The organism is Halorubrum sp. B52, assembly GCF_059752555.1.
The window spans coordinates 209,798-233,916 of sequence record NZ_MWTG01000007.1 but is presented as its reverse complement, the minus strand read 5'-3'; the positions used below and the strand labels follow the sequence as shown (position 1 = coordinate 233,916).

The window sequence follows — 24,119 nt, the reverse complement described above, 5'->3', positions numbered from 1 at the left end:
ACGCTTAATAGGCGCGCTCGTGACCGTATCTCATATGAACGCGGCTCCACAGGAGATCACGTCGCTCGTCGGTCGTGAGGTGTACTCGAACAACGGCGTCTTCGTCGGGGAGATCGAGGACGTGCGCCTCGATCTGGACGCGCAGTCGGTGACCGGGCTCGCGCTCGCGGAGCTCAATCACGAGCTGTTCGCCGGGCGCGTCGACGGGAACACGGGCGTCATCGTCCCGTACCGGTGGGTCCGCGCCGTCGGCGACGTCGTGCTGATCAACGACGTCATCGAACGCCTCGACACCGGCAGCGAGGAGGACGAGGAAGTCGAGATCGGTCAGTCCGCGTGACCGATTAAAAGGGGAGCGCGTCGCGGAGGCTGGTGAGGAAGCCGCCGCCCTCCCGACGCTTGCGGTCGAACACCGGGTAGAGGGCGTCGAGGAACTCGGTCTCGTTCTCGAACTGCGTCTGTGGCACCTCGTTGAGCGCCTCGGAGAGGCGGATCGTCCGTCCCTTGGCGTCGTACGGGATCGCGCCGTCGTCGAGCGCGTCGACGATCTCCTCGCCGGTCGCGGGAAACGAGACGCCGGCCTCCTCGACCCGTTCGTCGAGCACGGCGATGCCGAACTCGATCGCGTCGGGCTCGGAGGAACCGCCGCCGCCGGGTGGGCGTGCTGCCATCGACGGTGGGTACTCGCTCGGTCCTTTTTAAACCCATGCTCGCGCCGGACCCGTTCGTCGACGCGCTCCGGAAGCCGCTCCCGGACGACTCACTCCGGGATCGACTCCTCGGGCGGGGCCGCGTCCACCACGGCGAGCTCCAGCCCGTCGCCCGAGCGGTCGAACGCGGCGACGCTCTCGTCGTCGTACGGGGGGACGGCGACGAGCACGACCGCGGCGAGGTCGTCGGTCTTCGACACGCCGAGGAACCCGTCCGGGTGCGAGAGGAAGCGCGCTCCGCCGTGACCCGCCGGGGTGCCGAGGTCGACGCCGAACACCGCGTTCACCGACCCGCCGACGTCCGGCGTGAAATGCGTCAACACGGGCGTCTCCGGGTCGAGACCGGTGTCGGTCTCGAAGTCGCCGGCGCGCGTGGCCGACAGTCGGAGGTTCGTCTCGACCGGATCGCGCTCGTCGGCGCGTTCGAGGAGCACCGTCAACAGGTCGCGGGTGACGTGGATCACGCTCAGATCCCGATCGCCGACCGGAGCGTCTTCGCGTAGAGCCCCGGTGCCTTTCCCCGCGAGTTCGAGAGCGCGTCCTCGACGGCGATCGCCGCGCCGTCGAGCACGCCGACGCCGTGCCCGACCAGCACGCGATCCGGGTCGCGGCCCGACAGCGCCGCCGTCGGCGGCGTCAGCCGGAGCATCGGGTGGACGCCGATCCGCTCGCGGTCCCCGCGGAAGTACGACGAGGTGCCGAGCGACTCGGGGACGATCAGCGTCTCGCCGTCGAAGAATCCGGCCTCCTGCCACGGCGGCAGCGAGGAGTCGCGGATCCGGAACGCCTCGAAACCGGTGTCCGCGAGCCGATCGCCGAACCGCTCGACCGGCGCGTCGAGCTCGCTCGCGACGCCCGTCATCCACTCGGGGACCCAGACCGAGACGCCGTGGCGGGTCGCGATCGCGGCGCTGTCGCGCTTGTGACGGTCCAGGCCGACGACGACGCCGGCCACCTCGCCGAGCTCCGCGAGCAGGTCGTCGAGCTCGGGGGCGTCGACCGGGTCGAACACCCAGACGTCGTCCGCCTCGCTCTCCTCGTTCGGCACCGCGACCGCGTGGCTCGCGCGCTCCATCGCCTCCTCGGGGTACGCGATCCAGCCGACGCCGCCGTCGAACCGGTCGATCTCGTGGAGCTCCGCCTCGCCGTCGCCTTTCATTCCCATGCGAATCTATTCGGCCCGGATCCCTTTCAACCCCTCTCCGGCGGCGATGCACTCGGACGCGCTCCCGGCGCGGTCGACGCCGCGGTCGCTCTCGTGGCGCCGCGGGCTCCGAGGGCCCCTACGACTCCGGCCACTTGATCGAACAGCCGCGGGAGGGCCGGTCGGGCACCTCGACCCGCTCGCCCGCGAGCACCGACTCCACGGCCTCCCGGACGTAGAACTCGGTCGGCTCGTCGTCGGGATTGAGCGCGTCATCGAGCCGACCGTGATACCGGAGACGCCACGCGCCGTCCTCGCGGCCGAACAGGAACGGGTCGGGCGTGCAGACCGCGCCGTACGCCTCGGCGACCGCGCCCGCCTCGTCGCGGAGGTACGCGTCGTAGGCGATCGTCCCCTCGGCGACGCGCTCGCGCATCGCCGCGAACGAGTCCTCCGGGTACTCGTCGGCGTCGTTTGGGTTGATCCCGACGACCGTCAGGTCGTCGTACTCGGCCGCCAGCCCGTTGAGTAGGTCGAACTTCGCCCGCGCGTACGGGCAGTGGTTGCAGGTGAAGACGACGAGCAGCGCGTCGGCGTCGAAGTCGTCGAGCGCGTGCGTCTCGCCGTCGACGCCGGGCAGTTCGAAGTCGGGGGCCGCATCGCCCCGGTCGAGCGCGGAGTCGGACTCCTTCGTCACCATGCGCGGCGTTACCGGTAGCGGAGGTAAAACCGTTCCGCGGTCACCGTCGCCCGAACGCCGTCGCGAGCGCGTGCGCCGCGCCGATCGCGGCCAGCCAACAGGCCGCGAACGCGACCGCGGCGGCGGCGACCGGCGTCCAGTTCGGGAGCGCGACCGCGCCGGGCCGGAGCGGATCCGTCCCGGCGGCCGGAGCGATCGCCCCGACCAGCCGGGCGACCGCGGCGAGGACCGTCACCGCCGCGCCGAGCGCGGAGACGACGCCGACGGTCCCGCCCGCGACGGGCCGCGGGCCGGTCGCGCTCGGTCCGGCGCGTCGTTCCGAACGCGCCGGCGCTCCGCCTCCGCCGCGTTTCGGACGGGCTTCCGATACCTCCGGGTCGGGGTCGCGGCGGCGCGCCCTCGGCGGTTCCCGCGGTCGTCGCTCGGTCGGTCGCACGGGTGCGCTGGCCGCGTAACCTCGCTTAAACCTCCGGGCCGACCGCGGACTGCCGCCGACTCAGGGCTTTTGCCCCGACCCCGCGTAGGAGGGGTATGTCCACCCGCGAGCCGAACTACCGAACGCTCCGCCTGTTGTGCGCGAACGGCGCCGGCATGGTCGGGTTCCTGCTGGCGTACGCGGTGGGTCGGGAGTTCGCGCTCGCGCTCGTCGCGGGGCTCGTCGTCGCCGCCATCGGCTACGTCGCGTCGAGCGCGGTCGCCGAGTACGCGGGAGCGTGACGGACCGAAGACGGAACGGTTAACATGTCGGATAAAGTGTATACTTACGAATGACAGGTGGGGACGCGGACGGATCGACGTCGGTCGCGGCCGCGGGGGCCTCGCCGCTCCCGATCCGCGTCCTCCTCGTCGACGACGAGCCGGGGTTCGCGGACACCGCGGCGTCGCTCGTCGAGGCGCGCGACGAACGCTTCGACGTGACGCCCGAGACCGATCCGACCGAGGCGCTGGGCGCGATCGAGTCGGGGACGTTCGACTGCGTCGTCAGCGACTACGAGATGCCCGGTGCCGACGGGATCGAGCTCCTCAGAACCGTTCGAGAGCGCTGCGGCGACCTCCCGTTCGTGCTGTTCACCGGTCGGGGATCCGAGCGGGTGGCGAGCGAGGCGGTCGACGCGGGCGTCGACGCGTACCTCCCGAAGGACGGCGCCGACGACCCCTACGCGACGCTCGCGTCGCGGGTCGCGGCCGCCGTGTCTGAGGCGCGGACCGACCGGCGGCTCGCGGAACACCTCGACCGGATGACGGACGCGTTCTGCGGGATCGACGGGGAGTGGCGGCTCACGTACCTCAACGAGCGGGCCAGCGAGATGCTCGAGCGCGACGCCGCCGGCCTCCTCGGCGACCCGATCTGGGAGCGGTTCCCCGACGTCCGCGGGACCGTGCTCGAGGAGGAGCTCCGGACGGCGATGGCGGAGGGCGAGCCCCGCGAGTTCGAGTACCGCTTCGACGCGCTCGGCGCCGACCTCGCTATCAGCGTCTATCCCTCGGCGACGGGGCTCTCCGTCTACTTCCGCGACGTGACCGAGGAGAAGGAGCGCGAGCGCGAGCTCCGTGAGCTCTCCGAGCGGCTTCAGCTCGCGGTCGAGGGGGCCGACGTCGGCGTCTGGGACTGGGACCTCCGCACCGACGAGGTCCGGTTCGACGAGCGGTGGGCCGCGATGCTGGGCTACGACCGCTCCGAGATCGCCTTCGAGCTGTCGGAGTGGGAGGACCGCGTCCACCCGGACGACATCGACGGGGCGTGGTCGGCGCTGGAGGCGCACTTCGCCGGCGAGACCGAGCACTACCAGTGCGACCACCGGATGCGGTCGAAGTCCGGCGAGTGGCGGTGGATCCGGGACCGGGGCCGCGTCGTCGAGCGCGACGAAGACGGCGAGCCGGTGCGTGCCGTAGGGATCCACATCGACGTGACGGCGGAGAAGGAGCGCGAGCGCGACCTCGACCGGTACCGGCGGCTGGTCGACGAGCTCCCCGACTCCGTCGCCGTCTACGACGCGGACGCCCGCTTCGAGCTCGTCAACGACCGCCTCGCCGACGTGTACGAGACGTCCCGCGAGGAGCTGGTCGGTCGGCGGAGCGGACTGATCGACCGGATCCGCGAGACCCGAGACGACGACCCGTTCGCGGCGCTCGTCGCGGGGGACCGCGCGACGCTCGCGGGGACGGTCGAGATCGACTTCCCGGGGCGGTCGGAGACCATCGTCGACTTCGGCCTTCGCCGCCTCGTCATCGACGGCGAGTTCGACGGCGTCTTGGGGATCTCGCGGGACGTGACCGAGCAGCGGCGCCGCCAGCGCCGCCTCGAACGCACCTCGGCGCGGCTGGAGGCGCTCTACGACGGCTCCCCCGACATGATCGACATCCACGACGAAACGGGGGAGATCCTCGACGTGAACCGAGCGATGACGACGGAGCTCGGTTACGACCGCGACGAGCTGGCCGGGATGAAGGTGTGGGACGTCGACCGGGAGATGGACCCGGACGACGCCGTGGAGATGTGGGAGGATATCGAGATGGACGAGACCATTCGCTTGGAGACGACGTTCGCGCGGACCGACGGGACGACGTTCCCCGCCGAGGTCCACGTGCGCCGGATCGACGTCCACGGCGAGGATCGGTTCCTGGCCAGCAGCCGCGACGTCTCGGAGCGGAAGGCGTACGAGGAACGGATCGAGCGCGAGAACGAGCGGCTCGACGAGTTCGCCTCGATCGTCTCGCACGACCTCCGGAACCCCCTCAACGTGCTCTCCGGCTACCTCCGGCTCGCCCGGGAGACGGGCGAGGAGTCCTACTTCGATGGCTGTGACCGGGCGCTCGACGAGATGGAGCGACTGATCGACGACGTCCTCGCGCTCGCCAGACAGGGCGACGCCGTGGGGCCGGTCGAGCCGGTCGCCGTCGACGAGCTGGCGGACCGGTACGACGCGGACGAGTCCGAGCCGCTCGGGGACGCCGCGTCCGGCGGTGACGGGGACCACGCGAACGCTCTCGACGTCTCCTTCGAGGTCACGGGAGCGGTGCTCGCGGACCGCGACCGCCTGAAGCGACTCCTCGAGAACCTCCTTCGGAACGCGGCCGAACACGGCGGGGGACGGGTCGTCGTCGGGGACCTCGACGGCGGCTTCTACGTCGCCGACGACGGGCCGGGGATCCCCGAGGAGCGCCGCGAGGAGGTGTTCGAGAGCGGGCGCACGACCTCCGAGACCGGTACCGGGTTCGGGCTCGCGATCGTCGAGCGCATCGCCGAGGCCCACGGCTGGACGGTCGCGCTGACCGAGAGCGAGTCGGGCGGGGCGCGCTTCGAGTTCCGCGGGGTCGATCTCGTCGACGGCGCCGACGAGGTCGGCTCGCCGTAGGCGCTCCTACGGATGCGGCGAGAACGGAAAACGGGTCGCGGTCGGCGGTTCCTCAGAACGCGCCGGGGTAGACGCTGATGTCGGCGTGGAGCTCCTCGCGCAGCGCGCTGTGCACGTGACAGATCCCCTCGGCGCGCTCGGCGATCTCGGAGGCGGTCTCGTCGTCGAGGTCGGCCTCGACGTGGACGTCGAAGGCGATGGCCGCCAAGTCGTCGTCGTCGTCGAGATCGGCGCTCGCGTCGATCTGGATCTTCCCGAGGTCCTCCTCGCCGCGCTGGCTCCCGCCCACGCGGAATGCGGGGAGGTAACAGGAGGCGTACGTCGCGACGAGCGCGGCGTTCGGGTTCGGTCCCGTCTCGTCGGTCGCGTCGATCTGCAGGTCGAAGTCGCCGACCTGGCTCGTGCAGGCGTACCCTTCCTCGGAGACGGTGGACGTCTGGATGTCCGACATACGCGTCGACAGACGGTTCGCCGCGGCCTAAAGGTTGCCATCAGTCGTGCCCGTGCCGGAGGGACGCACGAAAAAGCGGAACGCGGCAGACGGACCGGCTACGACTCCAGCGTGTACGTCTCGTCGCCCTCGAGGACGACCGGTTCGGCGGCGGCGCCCGCGGCCTTCACCTCGTTGACGAACTCCCGCGTGTCGATCTCGATCGGCGGGAACGAGTCGTAATGCATCGGGAACACCACGTCGGCGCCGACCCAGTCGGCGGCGATGCCGGCGCCCGCTGGCCCCATCGTGAAGTGGTCCCCGGCGGGGAGCGCGGCGGCGTCCGGCTCGAGGTACGGGGCGATCACGTCGACCATCTCGGACATCAGCGCGGTGTCGCCCGCGTGGTAGAACGTCGTGCAGTCGGGGTCGGACTCCTGGGTCGGCTTCTTGTCCCCGATGACGAAGCCGGTCGGCATCCCGCCGGAGGTGCCGTACCCGGTGTCGATCCCGTTCGAGTGGTCCGCGCGGACCATCGTCACCCACGCGTCGCCGCACTCGACGGTGCCCCCGATGTTCATCCCGCCGGCCGGGAGCGTGTGCTCGTGGCCGAACGTGTCCTGGACGTAGCCGGTGAGCTCCGGGGTGGCGACCACGGTCGCGCCCTCGAAGCGGTCGGCGTCGGCGATGTGGTCCGTGTGCCCGTGAGTCAAGAGGAGGTAGTCGGGGTCGAGCTCCTCCGGGTCGACGTCGGTCTTCGGGTTGTCGAAGTACGGATCGATCAGGAGCTCCGTGTCGTCGACGACGACGTGCCACGTCGAGTGACCGTGCCAGGTGAGTTCCATGGTTCGTCCGGATCCTCTCGGCGAACAGTAATAAAAGCCGACGCCGCGGAAGACGGGCCTGCGGTCGCGGCGACGCGACGGCGGGTCACCGGCGCCGAGACGCGACGCGGCCCGGGCGAGCGAGACGGCGGCGAAAGCGATTAACCGTCCCGGGCGTCTACGGGAGAGAGATGCCCTCCACGACCAGCGGTCCCGCCGACCCGCCGTCGGTCTGTCCGTCGTGCGACGCGTCGCTCCCGTCCGACGCGAGCTTCTGTCCGGACTGCGGCACCGACGTCGGCGGCCGATCCGCGCACTGCCCGGACTGCGGCGACCGGTTCGAACCGGACGACCGGTTCTGCTCGAACTGCGGCGCGTCACGCCCCGACGCCGACGGCGAGAGCGAGCGGGCGTTCCGTCGCCGCGTCCGGGACCACCTCGACGCCGGGTGGGAGATCGAGCGCGACGACGGCGACCGCGTCACCGTCGTCGACAGGGAGATCGGCTCGGTGGGCGTCCACGTCCTCCTTCTGCTGTTCACGGGCGGCGTCGGGAACCTGCTGTACGGCTGGTGGCACTACTCGAAGCTGGCCGAGCGGTGCCGGCTGGTTCGGGGCGATTCGACGCGGGTCCGCGCCCCGTCGCGCTCCGAGCGCGGGCGGCGGCTCGAAACGGTCTCCGCGTACCTCCTGAGCGGGCTGCTGCTGGCCGTCGGCGGCTGGATCGGCTTCCTCGCCTTCGAGACCGCCTCCCCGCCCGCCGCGATCGTCGGTCTGGCGTTCGCCCTCCTCGGAGCGGGCGCGGCGCCGCCGGCCCAAGAGCGCCTGCAGCGTCGCCACCGGATCACCGCGTTCGGCCGACTGAAGACGGTCGACCACCGGGTGGTCCGCCCGCCGGAGTCCGTCGACGACCCGTGCGTCGTCTGCGGCGAGCCCTTCGAGCGCGGAGTCGTCAGCCGACGGCGCGACGAGACGATCGTGGCGGGCGTGCCGGTCCGTACACACGCGGTCCGTCACAACCACTACTGCGCGGACTGCGCCCGCGAGGAGCTGTTCGGCGGATCCGCCGGGGAGGGGCCCGACCTCGATGCGGTCGGACCCGGCCTCGGTGCACCCGACACCGGCTCCGGCGACCGGGAGCCGCCCACCGAGCTCTCGGAGTCGGCGGGCCGCGAAGGGGAGTGACGCGGCCGGCGCCGTCCGGCAACCCTTTTTAAGACCCCGCCCGATCGCTCGCACATGCACCACGCACGGTTCCGCGACCCGGCCGGCTCGATCCGCGAAGGCACCTACGACCCCGAGAGCGACACCGTCGCCTTCGGCGGCGACGAGTACGCGCTCGACGACCCCGCGATCGACGTGCTCCCGCCGACGGACCCCTCGAAGATCGTCTGTATCGGACGCAACTACGCCGACCACGCGGCCGAGCTCGGCAACGACGTGCCGGACCGGCCGCTTCTCTTCTTGAAGCCGCCGAACGCGCTGGCGAGCCACGGCGACACGGTCACCGTCCCCGCGGGGAAAGACCGGATCGACTGGGAGGCGGAGCTGGCGGTCGTGATCGGCGAGCAGTGCAAGGCGGTCGACGCCGACGACGCGATGGACGTCGTCGCCGGCTTCACCTGCATGGACGACGTGTCGAACCGCGACGACCAGAACCGCGAGCAGAACTGGGTGCGGGGGAAGGCGTTCGACAACGCCGCGCCGCTCGGCCCGGTGATGGCGACCCCGGACGAGGTCCCCGCGGACGCCAGCGTCGAGCTCCGGGTGAACGGCGAGACGAAGCAGTCGAGCGACCGCGAACACCTCATCTTCGACGTGCCGACCCTGATCGAGGAGATCACGACGTACCTCACGCTGGAGGCCGGCGACGTGATCGCGACCGGGACGCCGGAGGGCGTCGGCGCGCTCGCCGACGGCGACACCGTCGAGGTGGAGATCGAGGGCGTGGGAACGCTCGAACACGACGTGCGCGTCCCCTGACCGGCGGCCGACGATCGTGCCGTCCGGCGCTCCCTGCGCCCCGGTCGCACACCGGGTTTCCGGTGAACGCGCGGGCGACGCATCCGGTGAACGCGGGGGCTACGTGCTCGCGGAATCGGTGGCGCGGGGCCGCCGTCGACGCCGTCCCGTTCAACCACCCTTAAGAGCGCCCGTCCCGGACGAACGGGCATGCAACCACGCGATCTCTCGGACCACTCGCCGTACGTCCCGGGTCGGGGCGTCGAGGAGGTCGCCCGCGAGCGCGGGATCGACCCCGACGACCTGATCAAGCTCTCCTCGAACGAGAACCCGCACGGCCCGAGCCCGGCCGCGGTCGAGGCGATCCGCGAGCACGCCGACCGCGTCCATCAGTACCCGAAATCCTCGCACACGGACCTCACCGCGAAGATCGCGGAGAAGTGGGGCGTGGCGACCGAGCAGGTGTGGGTCTCGCCCGGCGCCGACGGCTCGATCGACTACCTCGCGCGGGCCGCGCTGGAACCGGGCGACGAGGTGCTCGTCCCGACGCCCGGCTTCGCCTACTACGGGATGTCGGCCCGGTACCACCACGGCGAGGTGACGGAGTACGACCTCTCCCCGGCCGACGGCTTCGCGCAGGACGCGGAAACGGTCCTTTCCGCCTACGGCGGCGAGCGGATCGTCTACGTCACCTCCCCGCACAACCCCTCGGGGTCGACGATGCCGCTGGACGAGGTCGAGGCGATCGCGGACGCGACCGCGGAGGGGACGCTCGTCGTCGTCGACGAGGCGTACGGCGAGTTCGCCGCGGTCGACAGCGCGATCCCCCTCGTCGACGAGCGCGACGACGTGGCGGTGCTCCGGACGTTCTCGAAGGCGTACGGTCTCGCGGGGCTCCGGGTCGGGTACAGCGTCGTCCCCGAGGCGTGGGGCGAGGCGTACGCCCGAGTGAACACCCCGTTCGCCGCGAACGAGCTCGCCTGCCGGGCCGCGCTCGCCGCCCTCGACGACGAGGCGCACGTCGAGGAGTCGGTCGAGACGGCGCGGTGGGCCCGCGAGTACATCGCGGACGAGCTCGACGCGCCGACCGTCGAGTCGGCGGGGAACTTCGTGCTCGCCGAGGTCGGCGACGCGGAGCGGGTCGCCGACGCGGCCCAGGAGCGCGGCGTCATCATCCGCGACTGCACCTCGTTCGGGCTGCCGAACCACGTCCGGATCTCGACCGGCACCCGCGAGGAGACCCGGGAGGCGGTCGAGCGGCTCAACGAGACCCTCGCCGACCTCGGGCTCGGTGTTCGAGCGTGAGCGGGGAGTCGTCCGCGGCGGATAGCGATCCGGACGCCCGCCCGGCCCGCGTCGCCGTCACCGGCACTCCCGGAACAGGCAAGTCGACCGCGACCGCATTGCTCGAGGACGAATACGAGGTTATCCATCTCAACGACCTCATAAAGGACGACGACGCCCTCTGGACCGAGCGCGACGCCGACCGCGACACCCTCGTCGCCGACCTCGACGCGGTGCGGGAACACCTCGGCGACTGGTCGGGCGTGCTCGACTCCCACCTCGCCCACCGATTCGACGTCGACCGCGTCGTCGTCCTGCGCTGCCGTCCGGAGACGGTCGAGACGCGGCTCCGGGAGCGCGGGGAGTCGGAGTCGACGTCGGCGGAAAACGCGGAGAGCGAGGCGCTCGACGTGATCCTCTCGGAGGCCGTCGCGGAACACGGGACGGAGAACGTGTACGAGATCGATACGACGGACCGCGACCCCGAGGCCGTGGCCGACGAGATCCGCGCCGCGATCGAGGGCGAGCGCGGCCCGAGCGCCGGCACCGTCGACTTCATCGATTATATATGACCCGCGACGGTCGGGACGGTAGATGACCCTCGACCAGTACCGCTCGGTGGCGGACCGCCTGCTCGGGCCGTGGGTGCGCGCCGCGGCCCGACTCGGGCTCTCGCCGGACCAGGTGAGCGTCCTCGCGTTCGGCGTCGCGGTCGCGGCCGCGGGCGCGTTCGCGGTCGGCGATCCCCTGTTTTACGCCGTCGGCGCGGTCTGCGTCCTGCTCAACGGCTGGCTCGACCTCGTCGACGGCGCGCTCGCGCGCCACTTGGAGGTCTCCTCGGACGGCGGCGACCTCCTCGATCACGTGCTCGACCGGTACGCCGACATCGCGATCATCGCGGGGTTCACCGTCGGGATCGAGGCGTACGCCCTCGGCTTCCTCGCGGTCACCGGCGTCCTGATGACCTCGTACATGGGCACCCAGATCCAGGCGGTCGGGATCGGGCGCGAGTACGGCGGACTCCTCGGTCGGGCCGACCGACTCGCGCTGATGGGTATCGTCGGCCTCGTCGCCGCCGTCTACTCGGCGCCGATCGTCGTCGGGCTGAACGTCGTCGGGCTCCTGCTCGCGCTGTTCGCCGCGGTCGGGCACCTGACCGCGGTCCAGCGGTTCCTGGGCGCGTGGAGCGATTTATAAACCGGGGCGACGAGCTGAGTGCGAATCTCGGAGTGATGATGCAGCTGTTTATCCCTGGTCGACGACTCTGGGGAGAACACGTCCAAAGCCCCAGGCGACGCGAGCGACGCACGCTCGCTGCGCACCTCATTCGATCGCTGATGCTCTCTCGTTGCCTGCCCTTTGAGCCCCACCAACATAGCACCGCAGCCTCACGCCCCCCCAGCCTCGGCGGACGGCCCGGCGCGGGCGGAGCCGCGCCGGCCCGCCGCCTCCCTCGCACGCGCTCCTTGCGGCCGCCATCGGCGGCCGCTCGGAGGCGCGCGCCACCGCATCTACTCCTTATAAGCGATCGCCGCCGTGGCCGTGCCGATCGGGACCGGTGGAGAACGCCTCACTCACGAATACGTCCGACAGAAACGAGACGGGCGATTACGGCCGCGTCGCCCGCGCGAACCACGTCTCCGGGTTCTGTCGCTTGACGCGGAAGCTTGGGAGCGCCTCGGCGTCGATCAGGTCGATCAGGAACCCCCGGACGGGCGCCGGGTCGCGGTCGCTCACGATGAAACACTCCTCGCCGGAGTCGAGCTCGCGGAACCGCCTCTCGACGCGCTCCTTACGCGTCTCCGGATCGAGCCCGCGCAGGTCGACGGCGTCCGCCGGCGGGTCGACCGTCCAGACGTCTTCGTACCGCTCGTCGACGGCGGCCGCTAAGTCCGCCGCGTGCTCGGGAAGTGCGTCGGCCCGGGGCGCCGGTGTCGACTGCAGCTCCGGGTCGAACGGGAGCTCCGCGAGCACCGGGACGTCGAGGGCCTCGATCGGGTCGTCGCCGCCGAACAGGTCGTGGGGCGTGCCGCACTCCTCGCAGACGAACTCCCCCATGTTCGAGACGACGCCGAGCACGGGCACGTCGTTCTCCTCGAACAGCTCCAGCGCCCGCGCCGTGTCGGAGACGGCCGCGTGGAACGGCGTCGTGACGAGGACGACGCCGTCGACGGGCACCTCTTGGAGGGTCGTCAGCGCCACGTCCCCCGTCCCCGGCGGCATGTCGACGACGACCGTGTCCGGGTCGCTCCAGGCGGCGGTCTCGAACAGGTCCGAGAGCGCGTCGTGGGCCATCGCGCCCCGCCACGCGAGCGGGCCGTCGTCCGAGAGGAGCCCCACGCTCATCACCTCCAGCCCGCCGGCGTCGACCGGGACGGGGTTCCCGTCGTCGTCGCTGTAGACGGGGCCGCTCGCGTCGACCGCCTCGGGGACGTTCGGTCCGTAGATGTCGGCGTCGAACAGCCCCACTGACGGGGCCTCGTCGCCGTCGGCGTCCTCCGCGTCGCCACCATCCGCGTCGACGTCCTCACCGTCGCCGCCACTCCCGGCCGCGAGCGCGCACGCCAGCGTCGTCGCGACCGTCGTCTTCCCGACGCCGCCCTTCGTGCTCGCGACCGCGATCACCCGGTCCGCGGTTCCCATCCCCGCGGACCGGCCGTCGAGGTCGGGACTGGGATCGACCTGCTCGACGCGCGCGTTCGACACGCCGGTCGCGTCCGAGGCGGCCCGGACCATGGCGCCCGACACCCGCTCGGCCGCGTCTCGCGGGAACTCCCGCAGGTCCGCGGTGATCGTCGCGGTCCCGTCGGCGATCTCGATGTCCTCGACGACCCCCGCCTCGAACACGCTCACGCCGGCGTCCGGGTCGCGGACCTTCCGGAGCGCCGCCTCCACGGCGTCGGCGGGCGATTCGCTGTCGGTCGGTTCGTCGTCGGCGTCCGCGTCGTCGGGCGTGTCAACGGTTGGGTCTGTCATGATGGGATGGTGGTCGGCGTCCGCACGGCGGTCCGCGTCCGCGAAGTCGGTGTCGGCGCGACGGTCCGCGTCCGCGAAGTCGGCGTCGGCGGACGAAAGCGGTTCACAGGTCCGGCCGGCGGTTGAGGGTGCTCTCGCCGGGCAGGTCGGCGCTGTCGTTCTCGGTGCCGCCGCTGAACTGCCGCCGGAACTTCCCCGGGTCGGCGTCGAGCGCGCGGGCGGCGGTGCTCCGAACGACCTTGGGCTCGCTCTCGTCGCCCGCGACGGCTTCGAGGCGGGCGGTCGCGCGCTCGTCGTCGACGCCCGCGAGCAGGTGGACGGCCCACTCCCTGAGCCGCTCGCTCTCCGCGTGCGACAGCTCCAGTAGGACGGGGCGCAGCGCCTCGCCGCGGCGCTTGAACAGCGACACCATCGCGTTCCTGACGACCGCGTGGTGCTCGTCGTCGAGCGCCGCCTCGACGGTCGCCGCGTGTTCGCCGCGGTCGATCCGGTCGAGCGCGACGACCGCCTCGGCCCGGACCCAGGGGTCGGGGTCGTCGCACGCCGCGACCGCGGCCTCGCCCGCCCGCTCGCCGCCGAGCTCTCCGAGCGCCTCGACCGCGAACTGGCGCACGTCGGCGTCGGCGTCGGCGAGGCCGTGTTCGATCAGCGCGTCGACGGCGGCCTCGGTGGGTCGTCCCTCGCCGAGCGCCAGCGCGGCCCGCCGGCGCTCGACCGGGTCGCCGTCGACGAGGTCCTCGACCTTCGCGGCCGTGTCCGTTCCGCGGAGCGGCGCCGTGTCCGTCGCCTGGAGCTCTCGGGGGCTCGCGTCGCCGATCGTCACGTCGCGGCTCACCTCGATGTCCTCGAGCCCGTCCGGCTCCTCGCCGAATCCCGGGCTCTCCTCGGGGTGGACGCGGGGGTCAGTCGGTCCGTCCGTCGCCTCGTCGGGATCCCTCATCGGGCGCTCACCCCCGCTTCGGTCGTCGGACCCGCCGAATCCGGCGCGCCCGGTCCGCCGAGGGCCTCCTCGGCGTCGAGGGCCGCGAGCGCGGCGCCGAGACAGACAGCGGTCGCGGTCCCCGGCGTCGCCGGGACGCCCGCGAGCAGCAGGAGGACCGCGCCGACGGCGAGCCACGCGTCGCCCTCGCGGAGTCCGGCGACTGCGGCCGCGACCCCCCCGAACGCCGCGGTCGCGACGAGCAGGTGCGGGCTTCCGACGACGGCGAACCCGACGAGCAGCGCGCTCCCGGTGACGTACGGCGCGGCGGCGCTCGCCGCGGCGACGCCGGCGAACGCGACCGCGCCGGCGACGAGCGCGACCGGGTCGCCTTCGACCCGCACGGCGAGCAGCGTCATCCCTCCGAGGAAGGCGAGTGATCCGGCCGCTCGGAAGGCGGACCCGACGATCCCGGTCGTCGCGGCGAGCGAGAGCCCGACGGCGAGCCCGAACGCCAGCGCGAGGACTCCGCGGCGGAGCTCGAAGTACGTCGCGGGCGGGCCCAGCGCGCGGCCGAACGCGAGCGCCGCGCCGGCCGGAATCGCGACTGCCGACGCGGCGACCGCCGCGTCGGAGACCGTCGCGAGCACGCCGAACACCCCGGCGAACAGAAGCCCGACGCGGACCGCGAGGCGGTCGGCCGAGAGCGCGACGACCGCGAGCGCGACACCGCTCACGAGCGCCGCGACCGTTCCCGCGGCCGGAACCAGCCCGGACGGGAACGCGACCGGCTCGAACGGCGCGTTGTACAGCACGCGGACGGCGGTCGCGACGCCGACGCCGACTGCGACGAGCAGGCCGATCGAGCCCACGCGACCGCCGAGGCGGTCGGGGAGCCCCGGCGCGGTCGCTCGCGCGGTCGCACGCTCGGTCGGTGAGCTCACTGGCGCTCACCCCCGTCCGGACCGTCAGCGCCCGCGTGCTCGCGTTCGCCCCCGGCGCCGGCGTCGAGCCGGTCCGCGAGATCGTCGACGTCGGCGGCGACGAAGGCGTCGAGGAACCGCGCGAGGTGACCGTAGACGCTCGTCCCGGGCTCCGCGTCGAGGCCGCTGCGGAGCCCCGACGCGAGGACCGAGAGGTGGCGGTCGTGGAAGTCGAGTCGCGCGCGCTCAAGGCCGGCCGGCTCGGCGTCTTCCGGCGAGTCGCCGTCGCCGTTGGCGGTCACGGCGCCGCCGTCGCTCGCGGCGGCCAGCCGACAGAGGTACCCCGCGAACTCGGCCTCCAGCCGGACGTGGTCGTGGTGGCGGCGCTCGTCGCCGCCGATCTCGCACCCGAAGTGCTCGTACGCTCGTGCGAGGTCGAGGTTCACGTCGTTCCACGACACGTCCGAGCGGTACGTCGACTCGTACAGCGACACCGGCGGTCCCTGGTTCTCGACCGTTCCGTCGGTCCCGTCGATCACCTCGGAGTAGCCGATGACGAACAGGTCGTTGTACCGGGCCGCGAGCGTCTCGCGGTCCTCCTCGACGGTCAGGTCGGGCGGGTCGACGTCGAGACCGGTCCGGTCGACGAGCGTCGCCATCGCCTCGTCGAGCGAGCCGTCCGCGAACCGCTCGTAGACGCCCTGGCTCGGCTCGGCGAACGCCGTCGCCGCGAGCGCGTAGACGCTCCCTCGTGCCGCGGCCTCCTCGTCGATCGCGTCGGTGGGGAACTCCCCGTCGAGTTGGGAGCTATCCCGTCCGGAGATCGGCTCCGACACGGTCACTCACCCCTCGTCCGGCGGATGCCCTCGACGGTCACGAGCGTGGTCATCACGATGGCTACTCCGGCGATCGCCCACAGCACCGTCTCGTAGGGGCTCGCCCCGTCGCTCTGTCCGAGCGAGAGGTAGTACCACTCGCTGGCGGCCTTCTGACCGGACCGCTCGCCGTTCGAGCCCTCCCAGACCGCGAACGCGGCGTTCATGTCCCGGTTCGGATCGACATCGGTCACGTTCGCGCGGTCGGCGGAGAGCGGCCGGGAGAACACGACGGTCCACCGGTCGCCGGTGTGCGTCGCGGTCGTCTCCACCGCCGACTCCGGGATTCGCGTCGTGCTCCCGGCGCCGCCGGCGAGCAGCGACTCCGTCCCGTCCGCGGCGTTCCAGTACCAGACGTTCACCCGGTTGTCGGTCGACCCCATCGCGATCGGCGGCTGCGACTCCGCGGAGACGGGCAGCTGAATCGCGGCGGCGTCGGCGAACGCCCGAAGCGAGTCCGTCGACGCGTTCGCCGTGGGGTCGCTCCACGACAGCTTGAGGTAGAGCCGCTCGTCGGTCCGCGCGGCCGCGACCCGGACGGACTCGACGGTGGTGTCGGAGCCGCCCGGCACCGCCGCGCCGGTGCTGCTCATCGGGACGTCCACGGCCTCGATGGTCTGCCACGCGTCCCCGGTCGGCTCCGCGAGGTCGCCGGCGCTCGCCTCTTGTTCGACCGGGATCTCGTAGGCCGCGCGGGCGTCGACGATCGCCGGGAACGCCGCGGCCGCGGCCACGACGGCGAGCGCGAGCGCGGCCGCCACGGCGAGCTCCCGGGAGCCCAGTCCGCCGCCGGCCCCCGCGTCGTCAGCCGTCATCGTCGAACACCTCAAGCCGGTACTGGTCGTCGTTGTTCACGGTCGAGAGGATCTCCATGAGCTCGCTCTCCTCGCCGCGCTCGGCCTTCTCCCGCTCGCGGGTGATCGTGTTGAGCGCCGCCTCGACTCCCGGCCCGAACAGCTCCTCTAAGTAGTTGCGCGGGATCCGGTTGGCGTTCACCGTCTCGCCGTTCTCCGACGTCTGCGGCGGTGCGTACGGGGGGATGTAGTAGACGTTCGGCTCCGTCCGGTACTCGGGGTGGAGCCGCAGGGCGACCTCGTACTCGTTGACGAGCTTGTGGATCGGGCCGTCCTCGTCGTCGAGGAAGCCGACGTGTCGGAGCTGCGGCGGACAGTCCTCGGCGCAGGAGGGCGGTCGCACCTCGCCCTCTGGGCCCTCGCCCTCGATCCGGGGGTAACAGAAGATGCACTTCTCGCTGGTCTTCGTCTGCGCGTTGTAGAACACCTTCTTGTAGGGGCACCCCTCGACGCAGTACCGGTAGCCCCGGCAGCGGTCCTGGTCGACGAGGACGATCCCGTCCTCCTCGCGCTTGTAGATCGCCGAGCGGGGACACGCCTCGACGCAGGAGGGGTGCGTGCAGTGGTTACAGATACGCGGGAGGTAGAAGTAGTAGGAGTTCGGGTACTCGCCGGCGCCCTCGTCCTCGTCCCAGTTCGGCCCCCAGTCGGCGTTCTCCATGGGGCGGAGCGGCTCGTCGCTCCCCTCGTACATGATCGCCTCGTGGTTGAAGTCCCAGGCGCGACCGTAGTCCTCCTGCTCCGGGAGCTCGCCGGGCGTCCGCGACTGGCCGTCCTCGTCCCAGCCGCCGCCCAGCTCCTCCCAGTCGCGGGGGTAGCCGGCGCCGGGCTTCGTCTCCACGTTGTTCCAGTACATGTACTCGCGCCCCCCGGACTCGGTCCAGTTGGTCTTACACGCGATCGTACACGTCTGGCAGCCGATGCACTTGTTCAGGTCCATCACCATCGCGACCTGGTGGTCCACGCCCTCCGCGAGCGGAACGTCGCCGTCGTCGGTCTGCCGGACCGCGTCGTCATCGGTCTTGCTCATTGGCCGTCACCTCCGAGCAGGTCCGAGACGCGACCCAACGCGCCGCGTGCGTTCGACCCCGAGTCGGACGGCTCGGGTTCGTTCGCTCGTTCGAGACTGAGGCCACCTTCGACCGATCCGGCGTCGTCGCCCGCCCCGTCCTCGACCGGCTCTACCTCGATCCGGACGTCGCTGTTCACCCCGGTCGGTCCCCAGTAGTTCGGGAAGAAGTGGAGGTGCTCGCCGGTGTCCTCGGGGTACTGGACGAGCTGTGTCGGCTTCATGTACATCGGCACGAGCGAGTTGAAGTTGTTGCGGTCGGGGTACTGGAACCGCTCCCAGCTGAAGAAGTGCCGGACCGTACCGGGCTCTCCGCTCGGGTAGATCTTCGCCTGCACCTCGACCGAGTCGAGGTCGTTGTACACCCGCACGGTGTCGCCGTCCTCGATCCCGCGTTCCTCGGCGTCCTCGGGGTTGAGGAAGACGATCGGCTCGCCGCGTTGCAGCCGGAGCATCTTGCTGTTGTCGCGCCACGTCGAGTGGATCGACCAGCGGCTGTGCGGCGTGTTGTAGCCGAGCGGGTACTCCGACTTCTCCTGTAACACCGGCGCCTCCTTGTGCGTCGGGAGCTGCTCGTCGAGCTCCAAGAACCAGTCGTGGTCGATGTAGTACTGCTGGCGACCGGTGAACGTCGGCCACGGGTTCTTGTCCTGGACGTAGTTCTTCCACGGGGAGTACGCCTCGCCCTCCTCGATGTCGGACGACCAGTGGTCGCCGGTTTCGAGGAGCCGGCGCGGCTGTTCGTCGATGTCGTCGAACGTGATCTGCTCGTCGGTTCCCTCGGGGTTCGTCTCCTCGGAGTTCTCTAGGATGAACTCCGAGGCCGCCCTGTCCTCCTCGAGCGCGCCGGGCTCGCCGTCGAGCCAGTCCCGAACGTAGTCGTCGTGGACCGACTGGAGGTCGATCTGTCGGTCGAACTTGCGGTCGTCGACCGGATCCGTGCCGCGCTCCGCGGCCAGCTCCTGGATCTTCGCGGCGAGATCGCGGAAGATCTGCCAGTCCGTCTTCGACTCGCCCAGCGGTTCGACCGCGGGCGTGAACGGGTGCACGTAGGTGTGCATGTCCGTCGCAGAGAGGTCGTGTTTCTCGTAGTGGCTCGCCGTCGGCAGGACGATGTCGCTGTTGAGCGCCGTCGAGTCCATCCGGAAGTTGACGTCGACGATCAGGTCCAGCTTCGGCCACAGCTCCTCCTCGACGGCGATGTTCCCCTTTGCCTGATTGAAGTAGTTCCCGCGCCAGACGAACATCACCCGCGGGTCCGGGCGGCTGCCGTCGTCGCGCTCGCTCGGGTACAGCGGCATCCATCCCTTATCGATCGACTCCCGGATCTTCGCCGCGGTGTCCGGGTCGGTGTTCTCCATGATCCCGGCGTGGTAGTACGTCCACAGCGTCGTCGGGACGCCGCGAACGCTGCCGGTCGGGAACGAGAGCTTCTGCCACCCGTTGTACGTCCAGATCTTCTCCTGGCCGACGTAGTGGTCGAGGCCGGTCCCCTGTCGACCGAGGTTCCCCGTGAGCGTGACGAGCAGCTGGATCGCCCGGTTGCCGAGGTCGTTGTGATACCAGTCGTTGACCCCTTTGCCGTGGATGATCTTCGCGCGGTCGACCCCGGCGAACTCGCGGGCGATCTTCTGGTGCGTCTGCCTGCCGACGCCGGTGATCTCGTTCACGCGCTCGGGGGTGTACTCCGACAGCTCGTCGCGGAGGTTCAGCCAGACGGACCGGGTCTCGACCGCGCCGTCGGTCGTCCGAACCGTGCGCTCGGCGGCGAGCTCCGGGTCGAAGTCGAGCTCGATGCTCACCGAGTCGTCGTACTGTCCGTCGCGCTCGCCGAGCGATCCGGGGGCGGGACGGAGGGTCCCGTCGGCGTCCTGCATGACGAACACCTTCTCCGGGCGGTCGGCGTCGACGCTCAGCCCGGACACCTCGCTCGCCCGGAGGAACTTCCCGGTGTCCTCGCGGACGAGCAGCGGCATGTCCGTCTGCTCTTGTAAATGCTCCTCGTCGTACAGTCCCTCGTCGACGATGGTGCGGGCCATCCCGAGCGCGAGCGCGGTGTCGCTGCCGGGCTCCGGGCCGAGCCACTCGTCGCAGTGGATCGCCGTCTGGCTGTAGTCGGTGAATATCCCGACGCGCTTGGCGCCGTTGTAGCCGGCTTCGAGGAAGTACTTCGCGTCGGGGATCCGCGTGACGTTGATGTTCGACCCCCACGCGATGATGTAGTCGGCGTTGTACCAGTCCGCGCTCTCGGCGTTCTCGGTCTGGGTTCCCCACGTGATCGGCTGTCCCGGCGGGAGGTCGGAGTACCAGTCGTAGAAGGAGTGACTGACGCCGCCGAGGAGGTTAATGAGGCGGCTCCCGGAGGCGAACGACACCGGGCTCATCGCCGGGATCGGCGTGAAGCCGCTGATCGCGTCGTACTCCTCGTCCTCGACGGCGTCGATGACCTCCTCGGCGATCTCCGTGAGCGCCTCGTCCCAGGAGATCCGCTCCCACTTCCCCTCGCCGCGCTCGCCGGTCCGGCGGAGCGGGTGCGTGACGCGCTGGTCGGCGTTCACGTAGTCGGTGAAACACGCGCCTTTCTGACAGCCGCGCGGGTTCGGATCGGGGAGCGACTCGTCGAAGCGCGGGTAATCGCCGGCCTGCTCCTCGCGCCACACCTGTCCGTTCCGCGTGTACACCTGCCACGAGCAGCTCCCGGTGCAGTTGACGCTGTGCGTCGAACGGGCTTTGCCGTCCCAGTCCCACTCCTCGCGGTAGAGGTCCTCCCAGTCGCGGTACGGGTAGTTCCCGATCGGGTCGTCGACGACCTCCAGAGCGGTCATTTCCGTGAGCTCCTGCGCGGAGCCCAAGCCGGTGGCGCCGACGGCGGCCGCCGCTCCGACCCCTTTCAGGAAGTCGCGGCGCGCGGTGCCGCCCCCGTCGCGTGTCGATTCGTTCGTCGTGTCTGTCGTGTCAGTCATGTTTGGAAAGGAAAACGGTCGCGAGGCCGAGCGCGACGCCGAGGAGCGCGAACGCGACGCCCGCAGGCGTGCCGCCGCCCGCGTCGAGCCCGGCGGCGATCAGCCCCACGCCGGCCAGTTTCGTCGCACGATCCGCCCATCGGTACCGACGCGGCGACAGCTCCGTCGGTCGGCCGCCGCTCGACTCAGTCATCGTTAGATCCCCCCGCTCGCGACGGCTCTCCGTCGTCCCTCGACTCCGTCGGCCCCTCCTCGTCCGTCGGGGGCGGTCCCCCCTCCGAACCGCCGCCGAAGCCGCCGAGGACCGCGTAGGTGAGGGTGCCGGCCGCGGCGGGGACGAGCACGATCGCCGCGATCAGGTACGGCCTGAGCACGGCCGTCGACGTGCCGAGGATCTCGGCGAGGATCACGTCCATGCCGGCGATCGACGCGACCATGACGAGCGTGACGCCGACGATCCCGACCGCGGTCGGGAACGGTCGGTCGAGGTAGTTCCGCGTGAAGTGTTCCGGCTCCTCCGCGCGGTCGACGAACGGCCAGACCGCGACGGCGACGAACACCAGGCTCGGGAGGAGCAGGCCGCCGACGAACTCCGAGCTGACGTGGATCCCGAGGACGTCGAAGCTCATCCACGAGGGTGTGAGCTTTAAGAATCCGTACCCCCACATCAGGAACCAGTCCGGCATGACGAGCGCCGGCGTCGACGCCGGGTCGTTCGGGCCGTACTCGGCGATGTTGTGGACCGGGAGCAGCCCGGCGAGCAGCGAGAGCACGGCCATCGTGAGGAAGAACACGACCGCGCTCACCGCGGCCTGGTTCGGGAACGCCGGGAGCCCGATCACGACGCGGTCGTCGTCGCGGTCGATCAGGCGCGCGCCGCCGTCGGTCGCCTCGGCGTCTCCGCTCCCGCTCGGCGCCTTCCCGCTCGCGTTCGGGGCGCCGCCCTCCGGCCCCGCGGCGACCACGTCCCCGTCGCGCCGCGCCTCGGTGTGTTTCTGCCGGATGAGGATGGCCATGTGGACGGCGATGAGCCCGGCGATCGCGGCCGGAATGAGGAAGACGTGCAGGAAGAACAGCCGCGGGATCGTCGCGCTCGTCGGGAACTCGCCGCCGAAGACGATGCTCGCGAGCGGGTCCCCGACGATCGGGACCGAGGCGGCGACGTTGTACCCGATCCCGACCGCCGTGCTCGCGAACTCGTCGTACGGGAGCGAGTAGCCGGTGTAGGCCGCGAACATCGCCAGCCCGGCGAGGCCGGTCCCGACGAGCCAGTTCGGCTCCCGCGGGTTGCGGTACGCCCCGGTGAAGAACACGCGGAGCATGTGCAGGGCGATCGACGCGACGAACAGGTGTGCCGCCCAGTGGTGCATGCGCCGCAGGAACATTCCGAACGGCACGTCGTAGGTGATGTAGAGGACGCTCGTGAACGCCGCCGGCAGCTCCTCGCCCTGGTACTGCACGACGCTCCCGCCGTACTCGACGGCGGTCGTGCTCGGCTCGTAGAAGAACGCGAGGAACGTCCCGGTCGCGACGAGGATCCCGAAACAGAACAGCGCGACCTCGCCGAGGAGGAAGGAGTCCTCCGCGGGGAACGCCTTCCCGAGGAAGTCGCTCGCGTCCTCCAGGTCCAGCCGCGAGTCGACCCAGTCGTAGGCGGACTCCGCCCGCTCGGTCGCGGCGTCGATACGGGACATCACTCTCCCCCGGGGCCGACCGGCCCCTGGAAGTCCCCGGTCGCGACGAGGTAGCCGTCGCCCGAGAGCGTGATCGGAAGCTGCGGCAGCGACCGCGGCGGCGGTCCCCCGACGACCCGTGCGCCCGTGAACGGGTCGAACCGCCCGGAGTGACACGGGCAGACGAGCACGTCGCCGTCGCGGTCGTCGACCATACAGCCGGCGTGGGTACACACCTTCGAGAACGCGGCGTACCCGCCCACGGTGTACTCGTCGCGCACCTGGTCGCCGTACGCCGACTCCTCGAAGCGCACGAGCAGCGTCGGGGCGTCCTCGATCCCCGGGCGGGGCTCCGGGAACACCGTGAGCTGCTCGCCGGGCGCGATGCGGTCCTCCGCGATCCGCTCGCCCGCATCGTCGACGAGGGGAATTCCGTCCTCGTACACCGGCCCCTGATACTTACGGTCGAACACCCGCGTGAGCCCCGCGACGGGCGCGGCGAGGCTCCCGACCGCCGTGACCCCGCCCACCGTCGCGAGGATCTTCGCGTAGTCGCGGCGCTCGAGCTCGGCGCGCGCGTCCGCCCAGAACGGGCGGTAGATGCTCGGGTCGACCGCGGCGCCGCCGTCGTTCTCGGGACAGGCGTCGCACAGTTCGGTCTCCCCCCTCGGCCGGGTATCGGTTCCGTCTCCCGTCGGTCGTCGGTCGTTCGCGTCGTCTCCCATCAGTGGTCCCTCCGTTCGGCGACTTCGACGTGGGGCATGAACCAGGCGTAGTACGACACCGTCGAGCCCAGCAGCGACATGAACAGCCCGAAGGCGTACACGCCGAAGTACTGGGTGCGCGCCAAGGTGAGATACTCGGCGGTGAGCAGCGCCGAGAAGGCGATGGCGAGGACGGTGAGCCCGCCCATCGCGACGAGCCCCTCGATGGCGTCGCTCGCGTCGTGGTACTCGACGACCCACCGGTCCTCCGTCTCGAACCAGGGGAACGTCGCCCGCTTCACCCCATCTGCCGGCGGTCCGTCGACCCCGCCGCCGTCGGTGGCGGTCGCGTCCTCTGCGCCGCCGGCATCGCTCGGGCCCCCACCGCTCGCGTCGGGCCGTGCGGCCCGATTCATGAAGCGGTGGAAGAACGCCATGGCTCCCAGGAGCCCCAGCAGGGCGACCCAGACGATCACGCCGACCTGACTCGGCGAGAGCTTGTTCGGCGCGTCGACGAACCCTTCCAGCGGTTGCATCTCGCTCACGCTCTGGTCGATCCGGACCTCCTCCGACGGCGGCTCGCCGTGCAGTCCGACGTACCACGTCGGCAGCAGCACGGCGAGCACGATGAGGAGAACGGCGATCGTTCGTCTGTCCATAGGTGTGTGAGGTGTCTCGTGTCGGTGAGCCGGCTCGGCGGCACGACCGCGGTCCCGCGGCGCCGGCCCGTCGTCGACCGCGGCGAACGCTCGTG

The 24,119-nt window shown here is 71.2% G+C and carries 26 protein-coding genes; 8 read left to right on the top strand and 18 right to left on the bottom strand.

The window, feature by feature from the left end:
- The first annotated feature begins 34 nt into the window (after positions 1-34).
- On the top strand, positions 35-340 hold the full coding sequence (locus B4V04_RS02665) for a PRC-barrel domain-containing protein (RefSeq protein ID WP_498228928.1): 306 nt from the start codon (positions 35-37) through the stop codon (positions 338-340).
- Positions 341-344: 4 nt separating this feature from the next.
- On the opposite strand, the gene B4V04_RS02660 is transcribed toward B4V04_RS02665, so the two are convergent.
- The 5 genes from B4V04_RS02660 to B4V04_RS02640 all read right to left on the bottom strand — a co-directional run bounded on the left by B4V04_RS02660 (position 345) and on the right by B4V04_RS02640 (position 2,990).
- Positions 345-671 (bottom strand): DUF5789 family protein, encoded by a 327-nt coding sequence (locus tag B4V04_RS02660; protein ID WP_498228926.1) that lies wholly within the window; start codon positions 669-671, stop codon positions 345-347.
- A gap of 89 nt (positions 672-760) precedes the next feature.
- Positions 761-1,174, bottom strand: coding sequence for a JAB/MPN domain protein-containing protein (locus B4V04_RS02655; protein ID WP_498228924.1), 414 nt, complete (start codon positions 1,172-1,174; stop codon positions 761-763).
- A 2-nt stretch (positions 1,175-1,176) separates the two neighbouring features.
- Positions 1,177-1,869: a hypothetical protein gene (locus B4V04_RS02650; RefSeq protein ID WP_498229937.1), complete on the bottom strand. Its 693-nt coding sequence runs from the start codon at positions 1,867-1,869 to the stop codon at positions 1,177-1,179.
- Between the two features lie 124 nt (positions 1,870-1,993).
- On the bottom strand, positions 1,994-2,554 hold the full coding sequence (locus tag B4V04_RS02645; RefSeq protein WP_498228922.1) for a thioredoxin family protein: 561 nt from the start codon (positions 2,552-2,554) through the stop codon (positions 1,994-1,996).
- 40 nt (positions 2,555-2,594) lie between these two features.
- Positions 2,595-2,990: a hypothetical protein gene (locus tag B4V04_RS02640; protein WP_498228920.1), complete on the bottom strand. Its 396-nt coding sequence runs from the start codon at positions 2,988-2,990 to the stop codon at positions 2,595-2,597.
- Between the two features lie 95 nt (positions 2,991-3,085).
- Here B4V04_RS02640 and B4V04_RS02635 point away from each other — a divergent pair, with 95 nt between their 5' ends.
- A complete protein-coding gene (locus B4V04_RS02635) occupies positions 3,086-3,271 on the top strand; it encodes a hypothetical protein (RefSeq protein WP_498228919.1) in 186 nt (61 codons plus the stop codon).
- Between the two features lie 50 nt (positions 3,272-3,321).
- Positions 3,322-5,910 (top strand): PAS domain S-box protein, encoded by a 2,589-nt coding sequence (locus B4V04_RS02630; protein WP_498228917.1) that lies wholly within the window; start codon positions 3,322-3,324, stop codon positions 5,908-5,910.
- Between the two features lie 52 nt (positions 5,911-5,962).
- Here the strand turns inward: B4V04_RS02630 and B4V04_RS02625 are convergent, their stop codons facing one another.
- Together B4V04_RS02625 and B4V04_RS02620 are read right to left on the bottom strand one after the other, a co-directional pair.
- Positions 5,963-6,361: an OsmC family protein gene (locus B4V04_RS02625; protein WP_498228915.1), complete on the bottom strand. Its 399-nt coding sequence runs from the start codon at positions 6,359-6,361 to the stop codon at positions 5,963-5,965.
- 98 nt (positions 6,362-6,459) lie between these two features.
- Complete coding sequence (locus tag B4V04_RS02620) at positions 6,460-7,185, bottom strand: metal-dependent hydrolase (RefSeq protein ID WP_498228913.1); 726 nt, start codon at positions 7,183-7,185, stop codon at positions 6,460-6,462.
- A 170-nt stretch (positions 7,186-7,355) separates the two neighbouring features.
- On the opposite strand from B4V04_RS02620, the gene B4V04_RS02615 reads away from it, so the two are divergent.
- The 5 genes from B4V04_RS02615 (at position 7,356) to B4V04_RS02595 (ending at position 11,606) form a co-directional block, all read left to right on the top strand.
- On the top strand, positions 7,356-8,348 hold the full coding sequence (locus B4V04_RS02615; protein ID WP_498228912.1) for a zinc ribbon domain-containing protein: 993 nt from the start codon (positions 7,356-7,358) through the stop codon (positions 8,346-8,348).
- Positions 8,349-8,402: 54 nt separating this feature from the next.
- Complete coding sequence (locus B4V04_RS02610) at positions 8,403-9,146, top strand: fumarylacetoacetate hydrolase family protein (protein ID WP_498228911.1); 744 nt, start codon at positions 8,403-8,405, stop codon at positions 9,144-9,146.
- Positions 9,147-9,335: 189 nt separating this feature from the next.
- Positions 9,336-10,430, top strand: a complete 1,095-nt coding sequence (gene hisC / locus B4V04_RS02605; RefSeq protein WP_498228909.1) for a histidinol-phosphate transaminase — start codon at positions 9,336-9,338, stop codon at positions 10,428-10,430.
- Entirely contained in the window at positions 10,427-10,981 is a 555-nt protein-coding gene (locus tag B4V04_RS02600) for an adenylate kinase family protein (protein ID WP_498228907.1), read from the top strand. Before hisC ends, B4V04_RS02600 begins: the two co-directional genes overlap by 4 nt.
- Before the next feature lie 22 nt (positions 10,982-11,003).
- Positions 11,004-11,606, top strand: coding sequence for a CDP-alcohol phosphatidyltransferase family protein (locus B4V04_RS02595; RefSeq protein ID WP_498228905.1), 603 nt, complete (start codon positions 11,004-11,006; stop codon positions 11,604-11,606).
- Between the two features lie 411 nt (positions 11,607-12,017).
- Here B4V04_RS02595 and B4V04_RS02590 read toward each other — a convergent pair whose 3' ends face one another.
- The 11 genes from B4V04_RS02590 to B4V04_RS02540 all read right to left on the bottom strand — a co-directional run bounded on the left by B4V04_RS02590 (position 12,018) and on the right by B4V04_RS02540 (position 24,024).
- A complete protein-coding gene (locus B4V04_RS02590) occupies positions 12,018-13,385 on the bottom strand; it encodes a P-loop NTPase (RefSeq protein WP_498228903.1) in 1,368 nt (455 codons plus the stop codon).
- 103 nt (positions 13,386-13,488) lie between these two features.
- Positions 13,489-14,325, bottom strand: coding sequence for a HEAT repeat domain-containing protein (locus B4V04_RS02585; protein WP_498228901.1), 837 nt, complete (start codon positions 14,323-14,325; stop codon positions 13,489-13,491).
- Positions 14,322-15,248, bottom strand: coding sequence for a DUF8068 family protein (locus B4V04_RS02580; RefSeq protein ID WP_498228899.1), 927 nt, complete (start codon positions 15,246-15,248; stop codon positions 14,322-14,324). Before B4V04_RS02580 ends, B4V04_RS02585 begins: the two co-directional genes overlap by 4 nt.
- Entirely contained in the window at positions 15,245-16,069 is an 825-nt protein-coding gene (locus B4V04_RS02575) for a molecular chaperone TorD family protein (RefSeq protein WP_498228898.1), read from the bottom strand. The genes B4V04_RS02580 and B4V04_RS02575 overlap by 4 nt, the downstream gene beginning before the upstream one ends.
- The gene (locus B4V04_RS02570) at positions 16,066-16,917 is read right to left on the bottom strand and encodes an ethylbenzene dehydrogenase-related protein (protein WP_498228896.1); all 852 of its coding nucleotides are present in this window, start codon (positions 16,915-16,917) and stop codon (positions 16,066-16,068) included. The genes B4V04_RS02575 and B4V04_RS02570 overlap by 4 nt, the downstream gene beginning before the upstream one ends.
- On the bottom strand, positions 16,907-17,986 hold the full coding sequence (gene narH / locus B4V04_RS02565) for a nitrate reductase subunit beta (RefSeq protein ID WP_498228894.1): 1,080 nt from the start codon (positions 17,984-17,986) through the stop codon (positions 16,907-16,909). Before narH ends, B4V04_RS02570 begins: the two co-directional genes overlap by 11 nt.
- Positions 17,983-20,988, bottom strand: coding sequence for a nitrate reductase subunit alpha (gene narG, locus B4V04_RS02560; RefSeq protein WP_498228892.1), 3,006 nt, complete (start codon positions 20,986-20,988; stop codon positions 17,983-17,985). Before narG ends, narH begins: the two co-directional genes overlap by 4 nt.
- Positions 20,981-21,181, bottom strand: a complete 201-nt coding sequence (locus B4V04_RS02555; RefSeq protein WP_498228890.1) for a DUF8120 family protein — start codon at positions 21,179-21,181, stop codon at positions 20,981-20,983. Before B4V04_RS02555 ends, narG begins: the two co-directional genes overlap by 8 nt.
- Positions 21,174-22,682, bottom strand: coding sequence for a cytochrome b (locus B4V04_RS02550; protein WP_498228888.1), 1,509 nt, complete (start codon positions 22,680-22,682; stop codon positions 21,174-21,176). Before B4V04_RS02550 ends, B4V04_RS02555 begins: the two co-directional genes overlap by 8 nt.
- Entirely contained in the window at positions 22,682-23,386 is a 705-nt protein-coding gene (locus B4V04_RS02545) for a QcrA and Rieske domain-containing protein (protein ID WP_498228886.1), read from the bottom strand. Before B4V04_RS02545 ends, B4V04_RS02550 begins: the two co-directional genes overlap by 1 nt.
- The gene (locus B4V04_RS02540) at positions 23,386-24,024 is read right to left on the bottom strand and encodes a hypothetical protein (RefSeq protein WP_498228885.1); all 639 of its coding nucleotides are present in this window, start codon (positions 24,022-24,024) and stop codon (positions 23,386-23,388) included. Before B4V04_RS02540 ends, B4V04_RS02545 begins: the two co-directional genes overlap by 1 nt.
- Positions 24,025-24,119 lie beyond the last annotated feature (95 nt).